Source organism: Peribacillus sp. TH27 (assembly GCF_016650915.1).
Lineage (GTDB): Bacteria > Bacillota > Bacilli > Bacillales > DSM-1321 > Peribacillus > Peribacillus butanolivorans.
In genome coordinates this window covers 2,605,589-2,630,221 of record NZ_JAEKEV010000002.1, presented here as the reverse complement: position 1 = coordinate 2,630,221, position 24,633 = coordinate 2,605,589, and the positions used below count along the sequence as shown (strand labels likewise).

18 protein-coding genes, 1 pseudogene, 1 riboswitch and 1 other annotated feature are annotated in these 24,633 nt (G+C 37.4%); of the genes and pseudogenes, 14 read left to right on the top strand and 5 right to left on the bottom strand.

The features are described from left to right. The first annotated feature begins 536 nt into the window (after positions 1-536). The 3 genes from JFU24_RS14030 (at position 537) to tagH (ending at position 5,037) form a co-directional block, all read left to right on the top strand. On the top strand, positions 537-2,033 hold the full coding sequence (locus tag JFU24_RS14030) for a DUF6270 domain-containing protein (protein ID WP_201250122.1): 1,497 nt from the start codon (positions 537-539) through the stop codon (positions 2,031-2,033). Positions 2,034-2,233: 200 nt separating this feature from the next. Continuing rightward, entirely contained in the window at positions 2,234-3,142 is a 909-nt protein-coding gene (locus JFU24_RS14025; protein ID WP_201250121.1) for a right-handed parallel beta-helix repeat-containing protein, read from the top strand. 290 nt (positions 3,143-3,432) lie between these two features. Next, the gene (gene tagH, locus JFU24_RS14020) at positions 3,433-5,037 is read left to right on the top strand and encodes a teichoic acids export ABC transporter ATP-binding subunit TagH (RefSeq protein ID WP_201250120.1); all 1,605 of its coding nucleotides are present in this window, start codon (positions 3,433-3,435) and stop codon (positions 5,035-5,037) included. 231 nt (positions 5,038-5,268) lie between these two features. Here the strand turns inward: tagH and JFU24_RS14015 are convergent, their stop codons facing one another. Both JFU24_RS14015 and brnQ read right to left on the bottom strand, forming a co-directional pair. Next, entirely contained in the window at positions 5,269-6,201 is a 933-nt protein-coding gene (locus tag JFU24_RS14015; RefSeq protein ID WP_201183142.1) for an aldo/keto reductase, read from the bottom strand. Positions 6,202-6,345: 144 nt separating this feature from the next. Continuing rightward, entirely contained in the window at positions 6,346-7,677 is a 1,332-nt protein-coding gene (brnQ, locus tag JFU24_RS14010; RefSeq protein WP_201250119.1) for a branched-chain amino acid transport system II carrier protein, read from the bottom strand. Positions 7,678-7,774: 97 nt separating this feature from the next. Then, positions 7,775-8,022, bottom strand: a binding site (T-box leader). Positions 8,023-8,245: 223 nt separating this feature from the next. On the opposite strand from brnQ, the gene JFU24_RS14005 reads away from it, so the two are divergent. The 5 genes from JFU24_RS14005 to JFU24_RS13985 all read left to right on the top strand — a co-directional run bounded on the left by JFU24_RS14005 (position 8,246) and on the right by JFU24_RS13985 (position 15,731). Then, positions 8,246-8,419, top strand: coding sequence for a hypothetical protein (locus tag JFU24_RS14005; RefSeq protein WP_162878730.1), 174 nt, complete (start codon positions 8,246-8,248; stop codon positions 8,417-8,419). Between the two features lie 559 nt (positions 8,420-8,978). Next, positions 8,979-11,720 carry a GTPase domain-containing protein gene (locus tag JFU24_RS14000; RefSeq protein WP_242485340.1) on the top strand — a complete coding sequence of 914 codons (2,742 nt, stop codon included), beginning with the start codon at positions 8,979-8,981 and terminating at the stop codon, positions 11,718-11,720. Positions 11,721-11,816: 96 nt separating this feature from the next. After that, positions 11,817-11,922, top strand: a riboswitch (SAM riboswitch). Between the two features lie 116 nt (positions 11,923-12,038). Continuing rightward, on the top strand, positions 12,039-13,154 hold the full coding sequence (locus tag JFU24_RS13995) for a sugar ABC transporter substrate-binding protein (protein WP_053344291.1): 1,116 nt from the start codon (positions 12,039-12,041) through the stop codon (positions 13,152-13,154). A gap of 65 nt (positions 13,155-13,219) precedes the next feature. Then, positions 13,220-14,722, top strand: coding sequence for a sugar ABC transporter ATP-binding protein (locus JFU24_RS13990; protein ID WP_201222298.1), 1,503 nt, complete (start codon positions 13,220-13,222; stop codon positions 14,720-14,722). A 1-nt stretch (position 14,723) separates the two neighbouring features. Next, complete coding sequence (locus JFU24_RS13985) at positions 14,724-15,731, top strand: ABC transporter permease (protein WP_056522618.1); 1,008 nt, start codon at positions 14,724-14,726, stop codon at positions 15,729-15,731. Between the two features lie 284 nt (positions 15,732-16,015). Here JFU24_RS13985 and JFU24_RS13980 read toward each other — a convergent pair whose 3' ends face one another. Continuing rightward, positions 16,016-16,372 carry a hydrolase gene (locus JFU24_RS13980; protein ID WP_201222296.1) on the bottom strand — a complete coding sequence of 119 codons (357 nt, stop codon included), beginning with the start codon at positions 16,370-16,372 and terminating at the stop codon, positions 16,016-16,018. 193 nt (positions 16,373-16,565) lie between these two features. Here JFU24_RS13980 and JFU24_RS13975 point away from each other — a divergent pair, with 193 nt between their 5' ends. The 3 genes from JFU24_RS13975 to JFU24_RS13965 all read left to right on the top strand — a co-directional run bounded on the left by JFU24_RS13975 (position 16,566) and on the right by JFU24_RS13965 (position 19,365). Further along, complete coding sequence (locus JFU24_RS13975; RefSeq protein ID WP_201222294.1) at positions 16,566-17,294, top strand: hypothetical protein; 729 nt, start codon at positions 16,566-16,568, stop codon at positions 17,292-17,294. Between the two features lie 233 nt (positions 17,295-17,527). Further along, positions 17,528-18,763 carry a S1C family serine protease gene (locus tag JFU24_RS13970; protein WP_201183133.1) on the top strand — a complete coding sequence of 412 codons (1,236 nt, stop codon included), beginning with the start codon at positions 17,528-17,530 and terminating at the stop codon, positions 18,761-18,763. A 293-nt stretch (positions 18,764-19,056) separates the two neighbouring features. Next, positions 19,057-19,365, top strand: coding sequence for a hypothetical protein (locus tag JFU24_RS13965; RefSeq protein ID WP_201183132.1), 309 nt, complete (start codon positions 19,057-19,059; stop codon positions 19,363-19,365). On the opposite strand, the pseudogene qoxD reads toward JFU24_RS13965, so the two are convergent. Then, positions 19,324-19,598 (bottom strand): annotated as a pseudogene (qoxD, locus tag JFU24_RS13960) (cytochrome aa3 quinol oxidase subunit IV). The gene JFU24_RS13965 and the pseudogene qoxD overlap by 42 nt on opposite strands. A 28-nt stretch (positions 19,599-19,626) precedes the next feature. Next, positions 19,627-19,884 (bottom strand): hypothetical protein, encoded by a 258-nt coding sequence (locus tag JFU24_RS13955; protein WP_201250118.1) that lies wholly within the window; start codon positions 19,882-19,884, stop codon positions 19,627-19,629. 1,203 nt (positions 19,885-21,087) lie between these two features. On the opposite strand from JFU24_RS13955, the gene qoxA reads away from it, so the two are divergent. From qoxA to qoxC, 3 genes are all read left to right on the top strand, one after another. Then, positions 21,088-22,017: a cytochrome aa3 quinol oxidase subunit II gene (qoxA, locus tag JFU24_RS13950; RefSeq protein ID WP_201183130.1), complete on the top strand. Its 930-nt coding sequence runs from the start codon at positions 21,088-21,090 to the stop codon at positions 22,015-22,017. Positions 22,018-22,090: 73 nt separating this feature from the next. Then, a complete protein-coding gene (qoxB, locus tag JFU24_RS13945) occupies positions 22,091-24,037 on the top strand; it encodes a cytochrome aa3 quinol oxidase subunit I (RefSeq protein ID WP_201183129.1) in 1,947 nt (648 codons plus the stop codon). Beyond that, entirely contained in the window at positions 24,037-24,633 is a 597-nt protein-coding gene (gene qoxC / locus JFU24_RS13940) for a cytochrome aa3 quinol oxidase subunit III (RefSeq protein ID WP_053344300.1), read from the top strand. Before qoxB ends, qoxC begins: the two co-directional genes overlap by 1 nt.

The window sequence follows — 24,633 nt, the reverse complement described above, 5'->3', positions numbered from 1 at the left end:
ATTTTGAAGACGAAGATCAAACTGGACGAGTTTATTTTCATGCTCAAGTTTCTGAGGATTCAACGCCACAAAAACCCATTTTATTTATTAACCGTGATATATCTAAATATGTGCCACCTGTAAAAATCCCAATTCTACTATAGCAAAAGGCAGTAATCAATTTGCTATAGTAGAATTGGGATGAAGTTTTTATTCCTAAAGATTTTGAAATAGTTCATGGTATTTGGTACATGAAACTGACAATAGTAGAATACTTATGTAAAATTACTGAACGAATTTTTATTGCTATTTATTAAAGGGCTTTAAAATAAAACCATATTTAACAAAATATCATACTAATGCTTGTTAGGTTAGTGTTCAATCTTACAATATTCTGCATGTCCAAGGCCTTTATAATATGAGTCAGGTAAGATAAAGAATTTTCACGCCAATTAAATGAGATTGTTATTAGTAACTATGTAGTAGATAGAAATATAGAGATTCATTTAGTATAGTCTGACTCTAAACTGGATTTCATTTTGTTGAGAGGTACCTATATGAAAACTATTGTGAAAAATATTACGTATATCGATGATGGAATAAATATACCTATTCAATTACCAGAAGAATTAATTGGAAGTCTCCTTTTTGTTGAAATCAAAAAAAGAAACGATTTATCTTCTACTTGTATATTTAGGAAAGAAATAGTTCCTACTTCAACTGATTTTATACTAGAAATTTCAAGTTCAGATTTTGTAAGTGCAGAAATCCTGAATCAGAATGAAGTATGGGATATTAATATTAAAACTAAAACAAGCCAGCTTAGGTTATTGAAAAGTAACAATGAAATGAATACAAGATATGTGAAAAATGAATGGAATGATTTTTACTGGAAACCGTATTGGACAAAAGATAATTACCTAGCTATTTTTATCAAATATGTTAAAAGTAAATCACCGTTTTCTATTAAGGATATATATATATCAAACCAACTTTATATAAAAGTAGAAATTAATGAAATACATTCACAGGATGAATACTTTTTCTTATTTAATAATGATTTATTCAAAGAGACATATCGAATAAATCATAACATTTACTTTGAAATTCCTATTAATGAATTTACACTTGATAAGGCTGGAAGATTTCTTGCCAAGGGTATGCTGGTAACAACAACGAAAGCTAATCAAACTAAAATTATATTAACAAGTGAAGATGTTCAGTTTAATATACAAAATGAAAAATTCAATATCATTTTATCAATAGAAAATGGTACTTTAAATTTAGAACTTACTCAAAAGAAAAAAGGGATAACAGTAATTGGTTGTTGTGCTACTCGTGATAATTTTAATAGCCACTTTAATAATGATTACAAAAAAGAATATGAATTTATTCAATTACAAAATCAAGCATCTGTTATTAGTCTAGTATCAAACCCAATCTCCTATAATAGCAATGAAATAAATAAAATTGATCAGTGGGTAGCCGGTCAATTAATTTCTGAATTAAATAAAAGCTTTTTTGAAAATCAGAAATATGGGGAAAATGACTATATAATTTTGGATTTCTTTTCAGACGTATATTTTGGAGTTATTAAAATCGACGATGCATTTATTACCAATAATCATTGGGCTTTACATAAAACAGACTTGTATCAAAAGTGGTCTTCTCTACCTACGTACAGATTAGACACTGATTTTGACATTTATTTTGAGTTATGGAAGAAATCAATCCATGAATTATTTAAACGAATTACTATTGCTTTTCCACGCTCAAAAGTAATGATACACAAGGCTAGATTCACAGATAAATATATAAAAGAAGATGGCAGTATTGTATTGTTTGATAATGCCAAAAAAGTTCCAAAGTATAATTTACTATGGTCCATCTTAGATAACTACGTAGAAGAAAATTTTGATACAATTCCAATTAGTATAAGTGAAGAAAAGCTTATTTCAACGGAAAACCATAAGTGGGGGAAATTTAATGTCCACTATGATTTACCGTATTACCATGAGTTTTTAATGAAGTTGAGAGAGCTATCATTATCATAAAGGAAGTTAATCTTGATTTTAGTGATAGATTAAATAGGGGAAGTCGATAGGTTCCAATCAATTGAAGGTAAGAGGGAAGGGGTAATAAAAGTATATTACCTCTTTTTTGATGAAATAAATATTAAGGAGTTCTTACCAATTGGTTTAATAGTTTTTCATTAAAGGTATAATCTGGTTGTTGGAAAAAGAGGTAAATAGTAGTGAAAAAAATAGCTAAGTTCCTGTTATTATTAGCGATTTGTTTTACAATTTTAGTTATTCATCCTAAAAAGATATGGGTAGAGGATTGGATAAATGTGACACAGTTTGGAACCGATTCACGAGCAATACAAAAAGCGCTAAATATAGCAAAAGAAAAGGGGAAAGTAAATATCATCATACCTAATGGTGTATATGATATAAAAAATACATTGGTAATTTATAAGAACACTCGTATAAAAATGGAGGAAAACACAGTATTAATGAGAAAGCATCCAGGTACTTTGATTAGAAATGGCAAAGCAGGCGATCAATATACTGGATATGAGGGGAATGGAAATATAATCATTGAAGGTGGCACTTTGGATGGTAATTATTCAAACTCTTCCTATAGTCAATATGGATATGGGGGGGTATCCTTTGCTCATGCAAAAAACCTCATTATCCGGGATGTAACAATTAAAGATATTGTCTTTGCACACGGCGTGGAGATTAACTCCTCTCATAATGTATTAATCGAGGATTGTGTATTTATTGGATTCAAGGATAACACTGCAAATGGTAGCCGGAATTATTCAGAAGCAGTGCAAATTGATTTAGCCTCTCATTCTGGTTTTCCAGATTTCGGTTCGTGGGATTATACACCGAGCAAACAGGTTACGATAAGAAATAATTATTTTGGAAACAGTACTACAGAAGGAATGGAACCTTGGCCAGTGGGTATTGGGGGACATGGGGGACAAGATCATATCTGGAATGAAGATATTAATATTTATAATAATACTTTTGATGGAATGACCTTTGCTGGGGTAAGACCCTATAAATGGAGGAATGTAGAGATTAATAACAATACGTATAATAATTCAAAAATACCCATATTAGTTGAAACCAACAATCAAAATGTACATTAGGTTAATTGGTGGAAATGATTGTTTGGTGAATTTTTAAATGAGAGTCAAACGTACTAATAGATTCACTTTTTTCTGTAATTTAATTCAGGGTAACTATTTCTCGATATGTTTACTGAGCAATAAAGCTAACCTACACCTGAAGTTATTTAGAATAAGGGGATTTTGAGAAATGATTTCGGTAAAGTTTATTAATATCAGTTATTAGCATTTTCTAAGTAATCTAACAAACGAATTTAGGAAGATGGGTTAAAAGAAGATCCTAAGTAAATTTAAATTATTAAGGGGTTTTTATGAACAAAGCTGTTGTCTTTAGAAATGTTACGAAGCGTTATAAAATGTATAAAAATAATTCTGAAAAGTTTTTGGATTTGATTTTGCCCAAAGGGTATGGGGAAGATTTTTTTGCTGTACAGAACATTAATTTTGTGGCAGAAAAGGGCGATGTGATTGGTATTATTGGTGTAAATGGAGCCGGGAAGTCGACTTTATCCAATTTAATTACGGGTGTTGTTCCTCCTAGTGAGGGAAGTGTCGAAATTAAAGGGGAAGCGTCTTTGATTGCCATTGCATCGGGTTTAAATAATCAATTGACAGGTCGGAATAATATTGAGCTGAAATGTTTAATGTTAGGGTTCAACAAAAAGGAAATAGAGGAATTGATGCCTGAGATTATTGAATTTGCGGAGCTTGGGAAGTTTATTGATCAGCCGGTGAAGAAATACTCAAGTGGTATGAAATCGAGGTTAGGCTTTGCCATTTCTGTAAATATCGATCCTGATGTTTTGGTCATTGATGAAGCTCTTTCTGTTGGGGATCAGACTTTTGCCGAAAAGTGCTTGAATAAAATTAATAGTTTTCAAGAAAGAGGGAAGACGATCTTTTTTATCAGTCATTCAATTGGTCAGGTGAAAAAATTCTGTAAAAAGGCGATATGGATGGAGGCAGGAGAGATAAAGGCGTATGGGCCAATCGAAGAAGTAGCTCCCGCTTATGAGAAGTTTTTAAAAGATTACAAAGAATTGTCTCCTGAAGCACAAAAGAACTTTAAGCAAATGATTATGGAAAAGAGAAGCAAGCTTAATACAGCTATCGATGACGATGACGGGATGATTACGAGAACAGATGTTTATAAGAAACAAATGAAAAGAAAAGCGCAGGGAAAAAGAAAAAGACTCATAGCCAGTGCCTTTTTAGCGATAGGAATAATAACGGTGGCTCTTCTTTTTTCACAATCGGAGAGACTTTTAACCATTATCCAGAAAGAACAAAATGGTCAGGACCTTAAAATTGCAGAAAAGCCGGATAAACATGTAGGTTCTAGTACGGATGCACCAATCCCAGAAGAAAAGGACATTCGATATGTGAATGTTAATGCAGGATTTGTTAGAGATAATCCGGATTTGTTGAAAAGTGAAAAAATAAGTATGATAATTTTTGGAGATTATTATATTATCGAAGAAATTCAAAAAGATCCAGTGGAAGATTTTAATTGGTTGAAAATTATGAAGAACGAGCAGGCTGTTTGGGTAAGTGAACAGATTCTGTCAAAGGATGTTAATACGATTGAAGAAGAGCAGTTATTTGAGAATATTAGTGATATGTTTCAAGTAGATAACCTTGAACAATTATTATTGTTCATTGGGCAAAGTAAAGAGGAAAGTAACGCCACTGAATTAAATGAAATTGTGAAGTTTGCCTATACCGATGATGAACACATAAAAGGGATAAGTATAGATACTAATCACCAAAGTAGGTCTATTGAAGAAATGATTGAATTGTTTGGTACTCCAAGTATACAGCTTGTGCACAAGGCGATTCTATATCATGGTGAAAAATATGATGCTATTTTCTATTTTAATGATAGGGGATTGCTGCGGGAAATATTGATTAAATAGGGGGTTCAGCCAAACAGATTATCTGTAAAGTGGAGGTGATGCATATGCTGGAAAAAGGACAACTTCAATAAGTGGGGAAGCCTGTCCAAAGCGAGATTTAATGCATACATAAATTATTAGGAGTAGTAATTCATAAATGAAAAGTATATTGAGGTTCTATGTTTCTAACCATATTTGTTAGAAACATAGAACCTTTTTTATTATTTTTTTCCTTTGTCTTTTAAATCCTATTTAAGCGAAAATCGCGCTGATTTCGGCAATTTCATCCATGGTTAATTCCACTTCTAATGCTTTTAAGTTGCGTGTGACCTGTTCTGGTTTTTTCGCTCCAGGAATTAGGACATCTATCGAGTGCCGAGTTAAATACCAAGCTAGTACCACATCAGCAACATCGGCATTTCTTCTGTTTGCTATCTCTCGGACTTCTTCTACTTTTTGCAGGTTGCTAACAAAGGCTTGTCCTTGGAAAAGTGGACTTTTTGCACGGCCATCCTCAAATGTCGAATCTTGAGAATATTTGCCACCGAGCAGACCGGAAGCAAGCGGGAAATAAGGTATAAAGGAAATATGATTTTCAGCTGTATAGGGCAGTAAATCTTGCTCTGCTTCCCGTCTGAATAGGTTGTACTCGGATTGCAGGACATCGATATAGCCGTCTTTATTCGCTTCCTTTAATTGCTCAAAGGAAAAATTTGAGACGCCGATTGCCTTGATTTTACCTGCATCTTTCAATTCCTTTAAGGCACCGACCGCTTCATCCTTTGGTGTATCTTCATCAGGGAAATGAATGTAAAACAAGTCGATATAATCGGTTTGGAGTCTTTTTAAACTAGATTCTACTGCGTTTTTCAGAAAAGCAGGAGAGTTATCTAATACGACTTTCCCATCGACAAATTTATGCGCCCCTTTTGTAGCAAGGACTACATCCTCGCGTTTGCGGGTCTTTTTAAGAATTTCACCGATAATTTCTTCTGAACGCTCTGGACCGTAAATGAAAGCTGTATCCCAAAAGTTAATTCCCTCATCAAGAGCTGTTATTAAGACATCTTTTCCTGTATCCTCGCTTAGATTAGGAAAAAGGTTATGTCCGCCAATGGCATTCGTGCCAAGACCAATCGGATTCACATATAGATCTGTTTTACCAATTCGCGTTTGCTTCGACATATTACTAATCATCTCCTTTAGCATTATCATAACAAAAAGTGGCAGGTAAATACCAAAATAAAGAAATGTGAGCAGAGTGGGAACTGTTAAAAACACTATCGTGCAAAAAAGCAGATGATTTGTACAAAATCATCTGCTTTCCTATTATAAGGTTGCGCTTTCCAATTCCTCAGATTGGGCTGCTTGTCCGATCTGACTGAGTAGAAGGCCACTGGCAATTCCGACAAGAGCTGGGATGATCCATTCCATTCCGTATGAAGAAAGAGGAAGGGCATCACTAAACGTTTGTACGGGCCCTAATGGTAAGCCGAATGCGTTTAATCCATCTATTAGAGCAAAAACGCCGGTGAAGATCATTGCACTCCGATATACTTTTTTCGGGTTTTTAAAATGACGGCTGAAGAACGTTAAAACTATCAGGACAATTGTTAATGGGTAAGCCATCACAAGGAATGGTACCGATACTTTTAAAATTTGATTCAGACCCATGTTTGAAAGAATGAAGCCGACAAGTGTTACAATCAGAATTAAGGTTTTGTAGTTGGCCTTGGGAATAAGATTTGAAAAATACTGTCCGCAGGCAGTTGTCAAACCGACGACGGTCGTGAAACAAGCTAAGGTGAAAATAACGCCTAATAGAATCTTACCGCCTTTTCCAAGTAAAAGGGTGGATGCGACAGTCAGGATCTCTGTTCCGTTTTCAAATGAACCATCTGCTGCCATACGCGCTCCCATTACACCTAAGGAGATATAAACTAAAGAAAGCAATAAGCCGGCGATGAGGCCTGCTTTTAATGTATATCTCGTCAATTGTTTCCGATCTGAAATCCCTCTTTGCTGTATCGAAGTCAGGATAACTATCCCGAAAGCAAGGGCAGCTAAAGCATCCATCGTGTTATAGCCTTCGATAAAACCTTTTGAAAATGCTCCTGTTGCATACGCATCAGTTGGAGCTTGGAATGGAGCATCAAGCTTTACAAATCCAACGACACAGAGAATGACCATGGCCAAAAGCAGGGTAGGTGTAATCCAGCGTCCCATAAAAGTTTCCATTTTTTCAGGATTCAAAGAAATGACATAAACAATGGTAAAGAATACGGCCGTGAATAAGAATAGAAATAGGGATTGATTCATCGAGTCGCCAAGGTACGGTTTGAATCCCATTTCGTAGGCAACGTTCGCATTCCGTGGAATCGCAAGAAACGGTCCGATGCTCAAATAGATGACGACCATGAACAGTGTACTGAATATAGGATGCACACGCGCTCCGATTGTTTGCGCCCCACCTTTAACAAGTGAAACGGCGAGGAGTACTAAAATTGGAAGGCCGACACCGGTGGCGACAAAACCTGCAATGGCGGGCCAGAAGGAAGTCCCGGAAGAAGCTCCTAAAAATGGAGGGAAAATAAGGTTTCCAGCTCCGAAAAACATCGAGAAAAGCATAAGGCCGATAAATAATGTGTCTGTTTTTTTCATGATGATTTCTCCTTTTTTAAAAATGATAGTACCCGCCGACTGGCCCAAAAAGGCTATTAAAAGTGTTATTTTGCAAATAAAAAACTCGCCCCTAATAATCAGGGACGAGTTTGTGCTCGCGTTACCACCCATATTCCGCGCTTCATAGAAGCTACGGCACTCAGTCAACGTACGAATTCATACGTGATCCATTGTAACGGCGGAAAGCCCGTCAAAGCCTACTTCATTTTCAGCTTTGCATCTCAGAGATGATTTTCGGATAGGCCTTGGACATCGACTTCCACCATACGTCGACTCTCTGTAGAACAGGGTTCTTATCTTACTCTTTCTCTTCATAGATTTTATAATATAAAGATAATTTAGCAAATTCTAAGTATTAAGTCAACATAATTTGACAGTACAAATCATTCAATTTTTATTATTCAAGAGCAGGAGATTAGTCCCTTATAATCGATCCTTCCTTTATTTGGAGATATTTTTCGTGAAAAGAATCGGATATAACTCCCTATTATCTTTCTAACCGCATCTATATTATAATAGAAGACAGAACACTAAAGGAGACAACATTATGTCTGAAAATAAAAAGTTAAGTCTCGCGGATGCAGTCAAACAAAAACTGGCGCAAAAGCAAGCGGGCTCAAGTCAAGATAAACTGGAAACCGGCGTTGTGAAAAAAACGAAACAGCTAAAAAGCCAGTTAACTAAAAAGCCAAATAATCAACGTAAGCGTACAGGGGTATAATCCCAATTTGTCAAAGGACAATTACTGTTCGGGGCTTATCAGAGAGCAGTTACCTTTCATGAATTAAGGTACTGCTTTTTTTTATATGAACTTTCAAATAGAAATTTATTATTATTAGGGAGAAGATTGTACTTTCGCTTTTAGGAAGTATTCAAGTGAAAATTATTTTTGTTTTTACCACTTATAGGTAGTTTACGGGCGGGATTTCTGGTAATTTAATGGTATAAGAATTGTTCCCTCCTACCTCTTCGGATATTGGTAAAACTAAATAAAACATATTTTTACAAAAGTAGAAATCACTTCTCAAGTCTTATATTAAATTCATTACAATTCTATTTGTTTCTGTTTTAAAATTGTAAGAGTCATGAAATGTTGTTACCATATTGTTTTGTTAAAATAATATTTTAAAGGTTTATAAATAATTTTCTTAACTAAAGGAACCTATAAATCTCTTTTCATAGACAAAGTCTTGAGAAAAGTTATTATTCGATTTTCATAAAGACTCCATATCGATGATTATCCTTTAATTGAAAATATGAAATATATCGGGGGAATAAAGATGGATGAACGACTGATTGGGAAAAAATACTATGAAACAATGATTGAGGATACACGCAAGCATCCAATTCAAACATTAGGTGAAATGTTTCTCGTGGAACAAAAAAAGGAAAGAGCGGATTTGACTGCAGTTCGGTTTGCTCAAGGAGAAGTATACTTCCAGCATCATGACTATGAAGCAGCCATTTTTAAGTGGGAAAACATAGAAGGTGAACTTGGTTCATGGGCGAAAAAGAATATTGCTGATGCTTATTTTGAACTAGAGATGTATTCGACCGCTGAGGATATATATAAATCCGTCAGTACGGATGAAGCGGTATTGAAAACGGAAGTCCTTCTACAGCTGTTCTCTCTTTACATAGTAGAATCAAGAAATGATTTGGCATCAAAAGTTGTTAAGGAAGCAGTCGACTTTCAACCTGATTACCCGAATGTCACCGCAATTGCACGCTCCTTTTTTGAAGAACAAAAGGATTGGAACAGTGCTGTAGTTTTAGCCGCGAATGAAAGTATCCGTACGGAATCAATGATTTGGTTTGATGTGCTGAAAACGTATATCCAGCAAGGTGTTGCTCAATCGATGGCTCCGGATTATTTCTCAAATGTTCTCGAGGCGTTATACAACCTTGATCAGGATCGCTTTGAAAAAATGACGGTTGCACTTTGGAAAAATTATAAATATACAGATTCCTACTTTGAATGGCTTAGAGTCATTAATAATTTGATAGATGGCATCGAATTACATCCAGGTGATGTATGGGATGAGCTTTCTGTCTATTATCGGGATGCTTATGCCGGTTTGCTTGAAGGAACACACTTAATCAAAGATTTGAGTCCTGTTGTGCCGAGATTGTTGGAAAATTGGTTGAAAATCGCGGATGGAGAGCTTTCGTTATTTGCAGCGGCTTCCGTTCTGTCATGGAATGAAATTTTCCCTGATACAATTAATGCACTGGTTGTTCAGGATGCAGAAAGTCTGTTAGCAAAATCGCCTAAATTGGGAGGCGGATTGGAAGCGGGCGAAAAACTGTTCAATTCCATTATTCAGTGGGCTGAAGAGAATAACTTAACAGTTGGCAATAAACTGAAATGGATGGTAGACGGACTTAAGGATACCGAAAATTTCAATCTTCTTCTTGTCGGAAGCACAGGCAATGGCAAAACATCCTTTATTCAGTCGCTTGCTGGAGAGAGTATTGCTGCCGAGGACCATTCGTCCCTTGTCAGTGTCAAAGATGGAGATAATCTGGAAATCTATGAAATTACAGATACAGATCACAAAGTCGTTGGTGAGTTAACTGAATTGGATGAAACACGCCGTCAGCGCGGAACCATTGTCGACGTGACCCTTATTAGTGACTACCTAAAAAATAATCGCCTGCGTTTACTTGATACACCAGGGTTCAATGGGGAAAAAAGTGTAGACTCTGATTTCCAAGGGTATTTACAGGGCAGCGATGGATTGATGTTTGTTCTCGATGCACGAGCGCCTTTCACCGGTAGTGAACGAGATTTGTTATTGGAAATTCAAATGATGGCACCGAAACTTCCGATTCATTTCTTACTAAATAAGATGGATACGATTTACAGTGACCAAGTGGCAGTCCGGATGGAAGATGAAACATGGGATAAAGTGAATGCGTATTTCCCGAACGCAAAAGTATTTGCGTTCTCCAAACTTTATGACAGCAAACAGCAGTTACAGGACCTTTCATCCTTCCTTGATTCGAATTATCAAGCTGATAATTGGAAGGAAAGAAGATCTGAGAAGATTCTTGCATTCATTCGCAAAACGTTATCTTACCTGCTAGAAAAACGGGCAGCTAATGAGCGGAAATGCGAGCACTCAATTTCTTGGAATGAGCAGATGGAAGTCAAATTGAATGGAGCCGTCAATCAACTGGCAGATTTGGAAAAAGAAAAAAGTGAAAATATCATAAGGTCGTATCGTTCAATTAAAGAAGAAGTGAAAAAACAGCTTTCTTCAAGAATCCCTGAATTACTAAGAGAATGTTCTAAATCATTAACGGAAAGTAGCGATTTCAGCCAAGTTCATATACAGTTGAACGATGAAATGAATGAGCAGATTCAGGCATATATTTCAGACAAGATTATGCCGCAATATTACCGTTCTCTTCAAGACTGGATTGCTACATCTCAGTTGGAATTTACACAAATTCAACAGTTTATGGATGAGATGAGCACAGGGTTCAATGAATTGTACAAAGAAGAGCGAATTACACTTGCGGGAGACTTTAGAGTTTTGGATGATTGGCGCCGTGATGCGGATCGGATGACAAGCAGTATCCGCATTGAAGACGTTAATATTTTACTACGCCGGACCCCATCGCAATTGCTGCTTAAAGGGGCAGGGAAGTTGTTTGGAGCGATTCCGCAAAATAAAGCTAATATGTACAACCGGTATAAGAAGTACCTAGAAAGTGAAGACTACCAGGATGTTGCAGAGATGATCAGTGACCGTTTCCTTACACAATTCGGATTGTTTGAAAAATCTTTGGATAGAGATATCTCACTTTTCTATCGCAGTTCATTTGCCTTACTTCAAAAAACGATAGAACAAACACAGACTGAAATCAAAGATCATCAGGCAGCACTGGAGCATATGAGAGAAAATCCGGAAGTATACCGTGACCCGATTACTCTATTTGAAGTGAAACTACGTCAGTTAGAAAGACTTGAAAAGATCGAGAAAAAGCGTCTGGCTAAGCTACAAAGAAAATAAGTGTAATAAGAAACATTTTAAATATTCAAAAATCTATTGACTTTACGACTATATCCCTATAAAGTGGTAATTACGAAAAACGTAACACATTATATTCTCTTATCAAGAGTGGCGGAGGGACTGGCCCTAAGATGCCCAGCAACCGTTCCATTAGGAATTGGTGCTAAATCCTGCAAAACAGAAATGTTTTGACAGATAAGAGAGGGACAAGTCTGCAAATCAGCTGATTAAACCTCTCTATTCTAGAGAGGTTTTTATTTTGGGATTTACACCAACCTAATTGATAAGATTAATGAGTGAAAAGAAGGGGGAACTAAAATGAGGAAGTCAATTTTTAAAAGGGTTTTCGTTTCGGTCATAGCTTCGGCTTTGCTTTTAACGGGCTGCTCTTCAGGACAAAGTTCAACAGAATCAAAGAAGGATGAAAAAGTATCTTTTAAAAATGTTCCAGAACGATTTGCAAAAGGGGAAGGTGCCAAAATCAAAGTCATTCGTAAGATTGGCGGAGATGATCATACGGCTCAATATTTAGCTGGAGCGAAGGAAGAAGGAGAAGCATTAGGTTTTCAAGTGGATACGTATACAGCAAATGGCGATACGGCTAAATTCCATGATGCAATCGCCCAGGCTTTACAAGAAGATTATGACGGCTATATTATCTCCCATGGTGATGATGCAGCAACAGTGAATGACGTTCAAAAGTTGGTTGATGCAGGAAAGAGCGTTGTTACATTCGACTCTATTAGCGACTTATCTAAAATTGACGGTGTGACCTTAACTTCACAGGATGATGAAGCATTGGCAACTCTGGCTTTTGATAAATTGATAGAAGAACAAAAAGGTGAAGCAGCGATCGCATACCTTTGGGTAGATGGTTTCCCACCAATGGTGAGAAGAAATGCGGTGTATCAGGAAAAATTAAAAGAAAATCCTGGGATTAAAGAAGTCGAAAGATTCGGAGTAGCATCTGCAGATACTTCGGTTCAGACACAAAATGCGGTAGCCGCAATGTTGAATAAATATCCCAAAGGCAAACTAGATGCGATTTTCGCAACATGGGATGCATTCGCAATTGGAGCGGCTCGTGCGATTAAAGAAGCTGGCCGCGATGAAGTGAAGATATACGGAATCGACGTATCTAATGCTGATCTTCAAGAGATTCAAGCGAAAGGCAGCTCTTGGTCTTACACGGCAGCTGTCGATCCGAAATTGATTGGTGCAGTGAATATGAGGATTTTGGCAAAAAAATTAGCGGGTGAAGAAACACCGCAAACATATGACTTAGAAGCTTCACTTATTTCACAAGAGCAGATTCAAGCTTCAAAAGAAGCGGTCAACATGGCCAACTTGTCCGGTATTGTCGAAGGATGGGGAGTATCAACGGAATTTGAAGAAGAATGGATGAAAGTATTGAAAGATCATTATAAAAAGTAAAAAACAGAGTCATTAGACACTCTCTTTCTAGTGAAGAGAGTGTCTGTTTAATAGGGGGAATGGGCATGAGCACACAACTAGAAATGAAAAAGATATCGATTGGATTTCCGGGAGTAAAGGCGCTTAGTGAAGTTGATTTTTCAGTACAATCAGGGACAGCCCATGCAGTGGTCGGCGCAAACGGAGCAGGGAAATCTACGCTAATGAAGGTCTTATCGGGCGCTCATGCCCATTATACAGGTGAAATTTTTCTGGATGGAAAGAAGCAGGATATCCGTTCACCGAAGGCTGCACAGGAACAAGGTATTCAAATTGTTTATCAGGAAGTAGATACGGCACTCATTCCTTATTTAACTGTTGGGGAAAATGTAATGTTGAATGATACGGTGCAAAACATGGGCAAAAAACAGATGGTCCATTGGAAAGAGTTGCATAGAAAAGCCACTTATATCCTGGCAGAGATGAAAATTGGTGTCTCTTCGAAAAAGCTGGTGAGAGATCTTACCTTGGCTGAAAAACAGATGGTTCTGATTGCAAGAGCAGTCTCGACGGAATGCAAATTCCTGATCCTCGACGAACCAACTGCTCCGTTAAGTTATACGGAGACGTCAGAACTATTTCGAATTGTAAATGAATTAAAGCAAAGAGGCGTTGGCATCATTTTTATTTCCCATCGTCTTCCAGAGATTTTTGAAATTTGTGAAGAAATTACGATTATGAGGAATGGGAAAAGTGTTGCATGTCGAGAAGTAGCGGATATTACCCAAAACGAAGTGGTCGAGGGAATGCTTGGGAAAACAATGGATGAACAGTTCCCTGTTGTAAATGCTGCGATTGGTGAAGTTGTTCTGGAAGTGAAGGGACTGTCAGATGCCGAAAAAGTTAAAAATGTTAGCCTTCATCTAAAAGCAGGAGAGATTGTTGGTTTGGCAGGATTGGTTGGAGCAGGGAAAACAGAGCTGTGTAAAACCCTATTCGGTCATACTGCTATCACAACAGGGGAAGTCGTGATGAATGGTAGAAAGCTTTCATTGAAAACACCGTATCATGCAGTAAAAAGTGGTCTAGCACTTGTACCGGAAGAACGCAGGAAAGAAGGCATTCTTGTTCAGGAATCAGTTGCAACGAACTTGACTGCAGCAAGTGTCGGAAAATTCAGCAAGATATTCAGCTTTGTAGATCGTAAGGCGGAAAAGAAAAAAGCGAAGGAAATTATTACGAGTCTTGGTATTAAAACCCCTTCAGAGGAAGCTAAGGTTGAAAACTTGTCAGGTGGTAATCAACAAAAGGTCGCTATCGGAAAGTGGCTGATTGCTGATGCAGATGTATACATATTTGATGAACCTACAAAAGGCGTCGATGTAGGGGCCAAGAAGGACATATTCGAATTGATTGCCCAACTTGCCAGAAATGGGAAGGCAATTATATATGCATCATCTGAGTTGTCTGAAATCATCGGTATTACTAATCGAACTTATGTGTTATATGGTGGAAAGACAGTCATCGAATTAGAGACAAGCAAAACCAATGAAGAAGAACTACTATTCTACTCAACAGGAGGCAAATAGGATGAGTACACCGATTCCTGTTCTCACACAGACAACAAAAGCGAAGAAAAAAGTAGACTTATTCGACTTTTTCTATAAATACGGCACAATCTTGACGATTATCATTTTGGTTGGGATATTTGCCGTTTCAAATCCATCTTTCATTCAAGCTAATAATCTAATTAACATTCTGCGTTCTATTTCAATCGTGACCATTATTGCGATTGGAATTACGATATCCTTAACTGTGGATGGTTTTGACCTATCCGTTGGTTCTGTAGCATCATTGGCTAATGCGATCGTCATTTCGATGTTTGTTTGGTTTTCGCAGGATACCCTGATTGCCATATTAGCTGCAATCGGTGCGTCGCTTGTAGTAGGAGCATTAAATTCATTCATGATTGTAAAATTGAGAATTCCTGACATGCTTATGACATTAGCGACCATGTTCATCATCCAAGGGATTGCTCTTACCTATACAAAAGGAGCAACGGTTTCACAAAATATGGTCATGCCTGATGGAACGTTCGCTGAAGGACTGATCAGCCCATTTTTCGCTAAGATTGGACAGGTCCCTTGGATTATTCTGATCATGGCAGTCATTGTGATAGCTACCCATATCTTTTTGACTTATACCAAGCACGGTCGTTATATGTACATTATTGGGGGAAATAAGGAAGCTGCCAGACTTTCTGGAATTTCGGTAAATAAATACAAAGTACTGGCCTATCTCCTTTCGGCTCTCTTTGCCGCAATCGGGGGAATTGTCCTTGCTTCCCGTGTCATGACATCCGAAATCAATTCCGGGTCTCCTTACTTAATGGATGCTGTTGCAGCAGCATTTATTGGTTCATCCGTTCTAGGAGCAGGGAAACCGAATGCCTTCGGAACCTTCATCGGTGCAGTCCTGATTGGAATCCTTCAAAACGGACTGATTATGATGTCTGTCCCATACTACGCGATGGACATCGTTAAAGGAACCGTACTTGCCCTAGCGCTAGCGGTTACCTATTATAAGCAAAAACACTAGACTTATGTGTGAATGACACCTTATTTTTCATCGTAAAGTAATCCGCAAAACGTTAAATATACCAGAATCGTTACCTATTGAATGCAACAGTTCTGGTATATTTTTATTTTGGATTATGCATTTCCAAAACTAATACCATCATAATTTTCTTCCTGTAAAACTCCAAACACTCTGATCGTGATGTACCCCATGTGTTAAATCACTTTCTTTCGAAGATGCTTTTTTCATCCTCGTTCTTTTAAAAAATAGAAACTTGATATTTCAGGTTCTGTTTAATTATTCTCCTATTTAAAGTTTTGGATTTCCTCGTTGCCTTTGAATTTGTTATCTGCCAATATGCCGATTTCTTCAATATGCTTTCGGGCTGTTTCATCGCCTAATTTATATATGATGGCGTACAGCTTTTTCATAGCTTCATCGTATTTATCATTTGCCCGGTCATGATGATAGAGAAGATAAGGTACATGAGAACGAGCGTATGACTCCAAGTCATCTGTTCGATGTTCCTCTAGGCATTGCTTTAATTCTGCTAGTTCTTCATCTGTAGCGTGTATAGTAAAGCTTGGATTTTCCTCAAGTTTTTTTCCTAGTACATCGCCGCTGACCAAATCCACATGATAGGTCTGTTTTTCCTGCATCATTTTTTCATCACCCTTTCAAGCGTTTATCTATGATGTACCACTATTTGTAAAAATATAATCGTAAAAGTGAACATTCTCCATAATAAATCGATAGAGATAAAGATGTCAGATATTTCTTGTAAAATCGGGTAAGATAGATTTATAGAATAATATGGAAGTGTATGTGTATTCAGTAAAAGTGAGGAGTGACTTTTTGAAGAGATTACTCATATTTATTTTAATGATGGCATTAATTGTTTCAGGCTGTACAACCAGGAATTACGATTCCAACATGGAGCTAGGAAAAAGTCAGGTGGAAGAGGAAAATTATTTAGAGGCCCATGAGGCATTTGAATTAGCGTATAAAGAAGACCAAACAGGGGAGACGAAAGAGTTAATGGAACTTTGCGTCCTTTTGGCAGATGGAATGAAGAAATACGAGGAACAAGATTTTGAGGCGGCTCAAGTGTTTTTTGAAGAAGCTGCTGCATATAAGGCAAATTATGAGAAAGGTAAACTCATGGTACAAAAGGCAATTGGAATGTCCTCAGAAACTGGAGAAGCCAGTGCTGAGCCAGTTGAAGACACTGAGGCAGAGCAATCGAGGGATGAGTCTGAAAACCCAGTTACCGAGTCAGAAGAAGAGGATGAGCCAGTGGAGGCCCCCGCCACATCGAAGCTAGCTGATAAAGGAAATCACGAGAGTAACAAGGATTTAGATAAGACATTGACGAAAGCTCAGGCGGAAAATCTGGTGAAAGACTACGCTGACATGGAAAACTATCCTCAGCTTCAAATTCAATATGATCGTGAAGATGAAAAGGGAGATTACATATTCCAAGTGTTTGAAATGGCCAATGACAGTAAGGGAAGTGGGCATAAGGCTACTTGGGGTTGGTATGGCGTGAATAAGAAGACAAAAGAAGTCTATGAGCTTATGTAAGAAATAGAATGGATGAAAAAGGTGCCTTGTTATTTGAGGCATCTTTTTTCGTAATGGGGGGTAAGAAATCTCAGAGCTATTAACCAGTCAATATTGTTCTTTTTTCGGTCATATCTAAATTAATTTTATCTTTTTTGTAAAAAGTTTGCCGTATTCTTTATTTCTTAAGAATTTTTTAATAATTACTGTTTATGATGGAGCCAAGTAAAGGACTTTCATAGGAGGGATAAAGGATGGAGAATTATAATGGGGATGAGCAAGTTCGGGTGAAAGCTGAACCGAAAAAGGGAAAGTCGCTTTGGTTAACTAGTCTTGTTTCTGGAACTGTTGCTTCTATAGTTACATCTTCTGTGTTTGTATTTGGCGGAGATTTTATAGATGCAGAGAAAAATACAGTGACCGAATCATCACAAACTGCAGGGGCAGAACAAACCGAGAGCGTGGAAAAGAATAAGAGTATAAATACAGAAAAGTTATCGACAAGCACAGATTCAAATGAAAGAGCAGATATGGTTGAATCAGCTTCAAAATCGATTGTAGGTGTCGTAAATTTACAAGAGATGCAAAATCAGAACCCATTCCAGCAGCAAAGCACGGAGAGCGAAACTGTTGAGAGCGGCACGGGGTCAGGAGTTATTTATAAAAAAGATAATGGTAAGGCCTATATCATCACGAATAATCATGTTATTGAAGGAGCTAAGGAAGTAGAAATTTCATTGTATGATGGACAAAAGGCAACTGCAACAGTTGTTGGTGCAGATGCTTTAACAGACCTAGCGGTTTTGACGATTGATGCCTCGGTAGCACCAGAGGGAATTAATTTTGGGGATTCAGATAGAATGCGTCCAGGTGAAGAAGTTTTGGCCATTGGTAACCCTCTCGGACTTGATTTCTCACGTTCGGTTACGCAAGGAATTGTAAGTGCAACTGGGCGTTCTATATCAGTCGATACATCTGACGGAGAGTGGGAACTTGATGTCCTTCAAACAGATGCGGCAATTAATCCTGGCAACAGTGGAGGTGCATTAATCAATACTGCTGGTGAAGTAATAGGCATAAACAGTTTGAAAATTTCTGAAAGCGGTGTGGAAGGCTTAGGTTTCGCTATACCAAGTAATGACGTAATACCGATTGTAACGGAACTGATTGAAAATGGAAAAATCACGCGGCCATATTTAGGGGTCAGCTTGGCGAACACAGAAGAACTTCCACAGTATTATCTTCAAAATGTCCCTGAGGCTGCAAAGTCAGGAGTAATGGTAACGGGTATAGAAACTGGATCGGCTGCTGCAAATGGTGGACTTAAGCAACAGGATATCATTGTAGAGATTGATGGAACGAAAATTAGTACCTCTGCTGAATTAAGGAAACATCTATACACAGATAAGAAAATTGGCGACAAAGTAAAAGTTAAAGTGTATCGAGGTAATGAAGAGAAAACCTTAACGATTACGTTACAAAATTCATAAAAAAAGAGAAATGACTCCTGAGCAATTGGCAGGAGTCATTTTTATAGCTAATGAGTCGATAAAATATTTGGGTAAATAATAAAAAATAAATGATAGTATAAAAATGGATATTATCGGAAAAATAGGTAGTGTATTTTAACTATTTGGTTTATTTTCCATATAGTCTTGAATACCTAAAAGTGAGTTGTAATCACTTTAATTTGTCAAGGTTTTCATTGTGAATATATTGAAAATTATAAAAAGTTTGACAAATTTGTGAAATGTCATAAAATAGAAAGAAAGGGGATGAAATAATGGAAGCTAATCAGAAGATGTTAGATGCAGTGAAGTGGGTATCAGGCACAGGTTGTGTAATCGGAATTATTATTTTTGCTTTAAGTTTATTTGTAAGCGATTACAATAAGGATTATATTTTAACTGCTGTTGGAATGGCCATTACATTAAGCGCAGCTGCCATTTTCCTAGTTGGTATATTTTTTGTCCTGACAGAAGAAATGGTGATGAACACACATAAGGGTGAAAGAGTTGTACCGGAAACAACTAAAATCATAAAAATAAATTCAAAAGTTAAAACAAAAAGAAGTACCGAATTCAGTAACTAAAGCAATTAATAGAGGGTAATAAACGTTTGTATAGATGGCCTTCTTATCATCAGATTCACAAACATGCATGAACATAACTAGTTGTTCGCTACTTGCAGGAATGAAGCTTCTATAAGGACTATCATTCCTGTTCTGAAAGAAAGGTCATATATATCAACACCAAGAGCCACGGCTGTAAGAACCATGGAGAATATGAACCCCATTACATGTCCACGTGGAAATAACTGTTTCATACTCAAATTTCCTTTCAGGTAGATGAAGCTACATCCGGAATGCTAGTGAAGAATCAGCTGTCGGTACGATAGTGAAGTTGTATTCTGGAACTGGGAACAGAGAGTAGACCACTCTAGAGAACGCGTATTCAAAGAATCGCTTGAAATATTTCTTGGGCATGGCAGTAGGTTGTACACGATTAAAGCGTAACCAACTAGTAAACAAGTGCTCCAACAATGAAAGCATATTCAATGATCCAAATCCAGTTGATTTAGAATATGTGTACATACAACATAGCTTGGCCATCCACACCAAACTCACTACATTCCTGAATGAAAAGTTCTAACTCTACATTCTGAACTCTGAACTATACCACGAAAAATGGACACTTTAAAAAGGTCCATTTTTCGTGGTTTTCTATGTGCATATAATAAAAGAAACAAAAGGGATGCAGTTGTCAAAATTGGATATTTAAGTAGTGAGTTTCCTTTATTCGTAGGTGGAGGAATTCCAGAAAAGTGAATGGACTAATGCGCTTGAAGTAACATGTGGGGAAACGGCCTGCCCCCTGGTCACTTTATAAATTTTGAGGTGTGAAAGGATATCCTTTTTCATGCCCCATTCATAATTACAAAACACAAATAGCCTGCTCCCGCAAAAATAGGAGGACAGGACTAAACAGCAGTTTAGGAAAAGTAATACTGACAGGGCAATAAGTATTGCGAGAAGACGGAACCTGATTACCAATCATATATTATTATTGTTCTTAAATAAGATTAACCCGATTATAGAGTACAAGCCCCCATTTTCCTTTCCCCTATTTTAACCAAGCCTATTAGAATGGCTAAATGTGCCACAGCAAATGTCCTAGAAAGGCATTCAAGTAGGCATCATAAAGGATCAAAATGTTCATTTCACACTCTTTGTTTCCTTATATATATATATATATATATATATATAAGGGCAAGTGTTGTACGACAAGTGTAATGAAGCAGGGAACACAACATCATATACAATGCCGTTACCGAGTCCATGGTCGAGTGAGAAAAATTCGTTTTTAATCCTGGATACCATCAACATCCAATAACGATTCCATTGATAGCTATCTTCTTAACAGGAGAGGTAATAAAATTCTGAATATTCGGTAATTTAAATCAGGTCTTGAGTAATGTACGAGGAAGAATATAATGTGAAAATTCATTATATTAAAGTAACATTATATGGAAAATAAACCGGGGATACTTGCAAATCCTCACTAACTAAGCGAATTCTCCGTAAGTAAGATATTAAACATTTATTATATTTCATTTCATAAAGATTTTCGAACATTTCAGTTCAGTTACCATCTTCTTACTGCTCTTTCATGAACTTTATGTGACAGATGTCACTTTGTATTGTCTTTTTATACACTTGGGATTAATATTGGTATGTCGGGGTTTGTGAACATGGTAACACTTTGTCCGAATAATTACCAATAGGAATTTTATTATGTAAGAAAGGGGTAGTACTATGAAAATAAAATGGGCTTTATTAACTATACTTTTTACTATTGCCACTGTGCTAACCGGTTGCGATAACCCATTAATGGTCTTGGACCCTAAAGGGCCAGTAGCTGCAACACAAGCAGATGTTATTATGATTTCGATATGGACAATGGCCTTTGTCGTTCTTGTCGTTATTGTACTGTATATCTTCATGATAATGAAATATCGTGCTTCCAAACAGCGTGATGATTATGAACCACCTCATATTGAAGGAAGTAAGGTTCTTGAAATAATTTGGGTTGCGATCCCAATTTTAATCGTCGCTTTCCTATCAGTTGTTACTGTTAAAACAACAAATGAAGTTGAGGCAACACCTAAAGGATACCAAGAGCAAGAACCGTTAGTTATTTATGCTTCATCTTCTAACTGGAAGTGGCATTTTAGTTATCCGGAAGAAGATATCGAAACAGTTAACTATCTGTTTTTACCGACTAACCGACCAATTGAATTTAAACTTTATTCATTCGGACCAATCTCTAGTTTCTGGATTCCACAACTTGGAGGACAAAAATACGCGATGTCGGACATGGTTAACACGTTGCACTTAGCAGCTGATGTACCAGGAGAGTATATGGGTCGAAATTCAAACTTCAGTGGTTCAGGTTTTGCTCAGCAAACGTTCAACGTTAATGTACTGTCTGCAAAAGAATACGATAAGTGGGTAGATGAAATTAAAGCTACTGCTAAACCGCTTACTGAGGAAAAATTCAATAAATTATTAGAACCTGGTCATGTGGGACAATCCACTTACACTGGAACTCACTTAGAGTTTTCTCCAGCTCCTGAAGGGGAACATGCTGGTCATGACCACGGATCTTCTGATACTGAAGAAAATGATTCCAAAGATTCACACGAGGAACATTCAGAACACAGCAACATGAATCATGATCACTAAGAATTAATTTCGTTCGATAAAACAACTAGGTTTACAAGATAAGGAATATTTTCCTGAAAGGAGTCACAAAAGTATGGATTACTTTGATCGATTTGCCGTACCTCATCCAAGTCCTGCAATTTATGCATCCATGGTTGCCATTGGCTTAACCATGATTGCGGTTGTTGCCGGAATTACCTATTTTAAAAAATGGGGTTACTTATGGCGTGAGTGGTTAACAACGGTTGACCATAAACGTATTGGTATCATGTACATCTTGTCAGCACTACTTATGCTTTTCCGTGGTGGCGCCGATGCTATCATGATGCGTGCTCAAACGGCTGTGCCTGATAACGGTTTGTTGGATGGACAGCATTATAATGAAATATTTACAACACACGGGGTCGTCATGATTCTGTTCATGGCTATGCCATTTATCATTGGGTTAATGAACATTGTTACACCATTACAAATTGGAGCGCGTGACGTAGCATTCCCACGTCTAAACGCAGTAAGCTTCTGGTTATTCTTCATGGGGGCAATGCTATTTAACATCTCTTTCGTAGTCGGTGGTTCTCCTGATGCAGGTTGGACATCTTACTTCCCGCTGGCAAGTAACGATTTCAGTGAATCAGTAGGTTCGAACTATTACGCGATTGCAATTCAAATAGCTGGTATCGGTACATTACTGACTGGTATCAACTTTATCGTAACCATCTTGAAAATGAGAGCACCTGGTATGAACTTAATGAAAATGCCAATGTTCACATGGTCTATCTTGATCACAAACTTCATTATCGTTTTCGCTTTCCCTGTATTGACAGTGGCACTTGCGTTGATGACAATGGATCGTCTATTCGGAACTCAATTCTTTACGATGGCCAATGGCGGTAGCGATATGCTTTGGGCAAACTTGTTCTGGGTTTGGGGACATCCTGAAGTTTATATAGTTATTCTTCCGGCATTCGGTATTTACAGTGAAATCATTTCAACTTTTGCACGTCGTAACCTGTACGGATATAATTCGATGGTTATCTCTATGGTAGCTATTTCTACTCTATCTTTCGTTGTATGGGCTCACCATTTCTATACAATGGGTCACGGTGCAATGGTTAATGGTATCTTCTCGATTACCACGATGGCAATTGCCGTTCCGACCGGTGTTAAGATTTTCAACTGGTTGTTCACGCTTTGGAAAGGTAAAATCGTTTTTACTGTTCCAATGTTATACTCTCTAGCTTTCATTCCGATTTTCACGCTCGGTGGGGTAACAGGGGTTATGCTTGCCATGGCAAGTGCTGACTACCAATACCATAATACAATGTTCTTAGTAGCTCACTTCCACTACGTTTTAATCCCTGGTACTGTATTTGCCGTACTTGCTGGTTTCACGTACTGGTGGCCAAAAATGTTTGGTTTCATGTTGAGCGAAAAAATTGGGAAATGGTCGTTCTGGTTCATTACAATCAGCTTTAATGTAACATTCTTCCCGATGTTCATCACTGGTTTGGATGGGCAAGCACGTCGTATGTATACGTACTCTGAATCAACAGGCTATGGTCCATTGAATATGCTCTCTTTCGTTGGAGCGATTGGCTTAGCAATAGGGTTCGCGCTTATTGTGTACAACATCTATTGGAGTACTCGTTATGCATCAAGAAATATTTCAAACGATCCATGGGATGCACGTTCTCTAGAGTGGGCTACTCATACACCAATACCAGAATATAACTTTGCAATTGTGCCTACAGTTGATTCTACAGAAGCATTCTGGGATTCTAAGAAAAAGGGCTTTAAATTATTTGGCGGTAAAGTAGAAAAGATTCATATGCCAAATAACAGTGGCGTGCCGTTTATCATGAGCTGTATCTTCTTCGTTTGGGGCTTTGCAATGGTATTCAGCATGTGGATCATTGCAATCATTGCAACACTTGGTATCTTTGCTTGTATGGCTCACCGTTCATTCGAAAAAGATCACGGACGTTATATCTCCGTTGAAGAGATTGAAGAAACTGAAAATAAATTGCGAGGTGCTAAGTAATGAAAATAGATAACTCGCTGCCACTAGAATATAGCACGGAAGAAAATCGCTTAAAGATTTTTGGGTTCTGGATTTTCCTAGGAGCAGAAATAGCTCTTTTCGCTACACTGTTCGCCACTTATTTTGTATTAGTTAACGGTACTGGAAATGGTCCAACAGGGGAACACCTTTTTAAAGTACCAACCCTAATGCTTCAAACAATTTTTCTTTTAACTAGTAGTTTTACCATTGGACTTGGAATCAATGCAATGAGACTTGGTAGTAAGAAAGCGATGCTTAGTTTCTTCGTTATTACTCTAATTCTTGGTTTAGGCTTTTTGGGAGTCGAAATCTATGAATTCGTGGAGTATGTACATGAAGGAGCAACGATTCAAACAAGTGCTTTCTTATCTAGTTTGTTTACGTTACTAGGTACGCATGGAGCTCACGTTACACTTGGTTTATTCTGGGGAACATTCATCATTCTGCAGGTTAAAAAACGCGGTCTGATTCCAGAAACAGCAAACAAAGCTTTCATCTTTTCTCTTTACTGGCATTTCTTAGACGTTGTCTGGATTTTCATCTTCAGTTTCGTCTACCTGAAAGGAATGATGTAA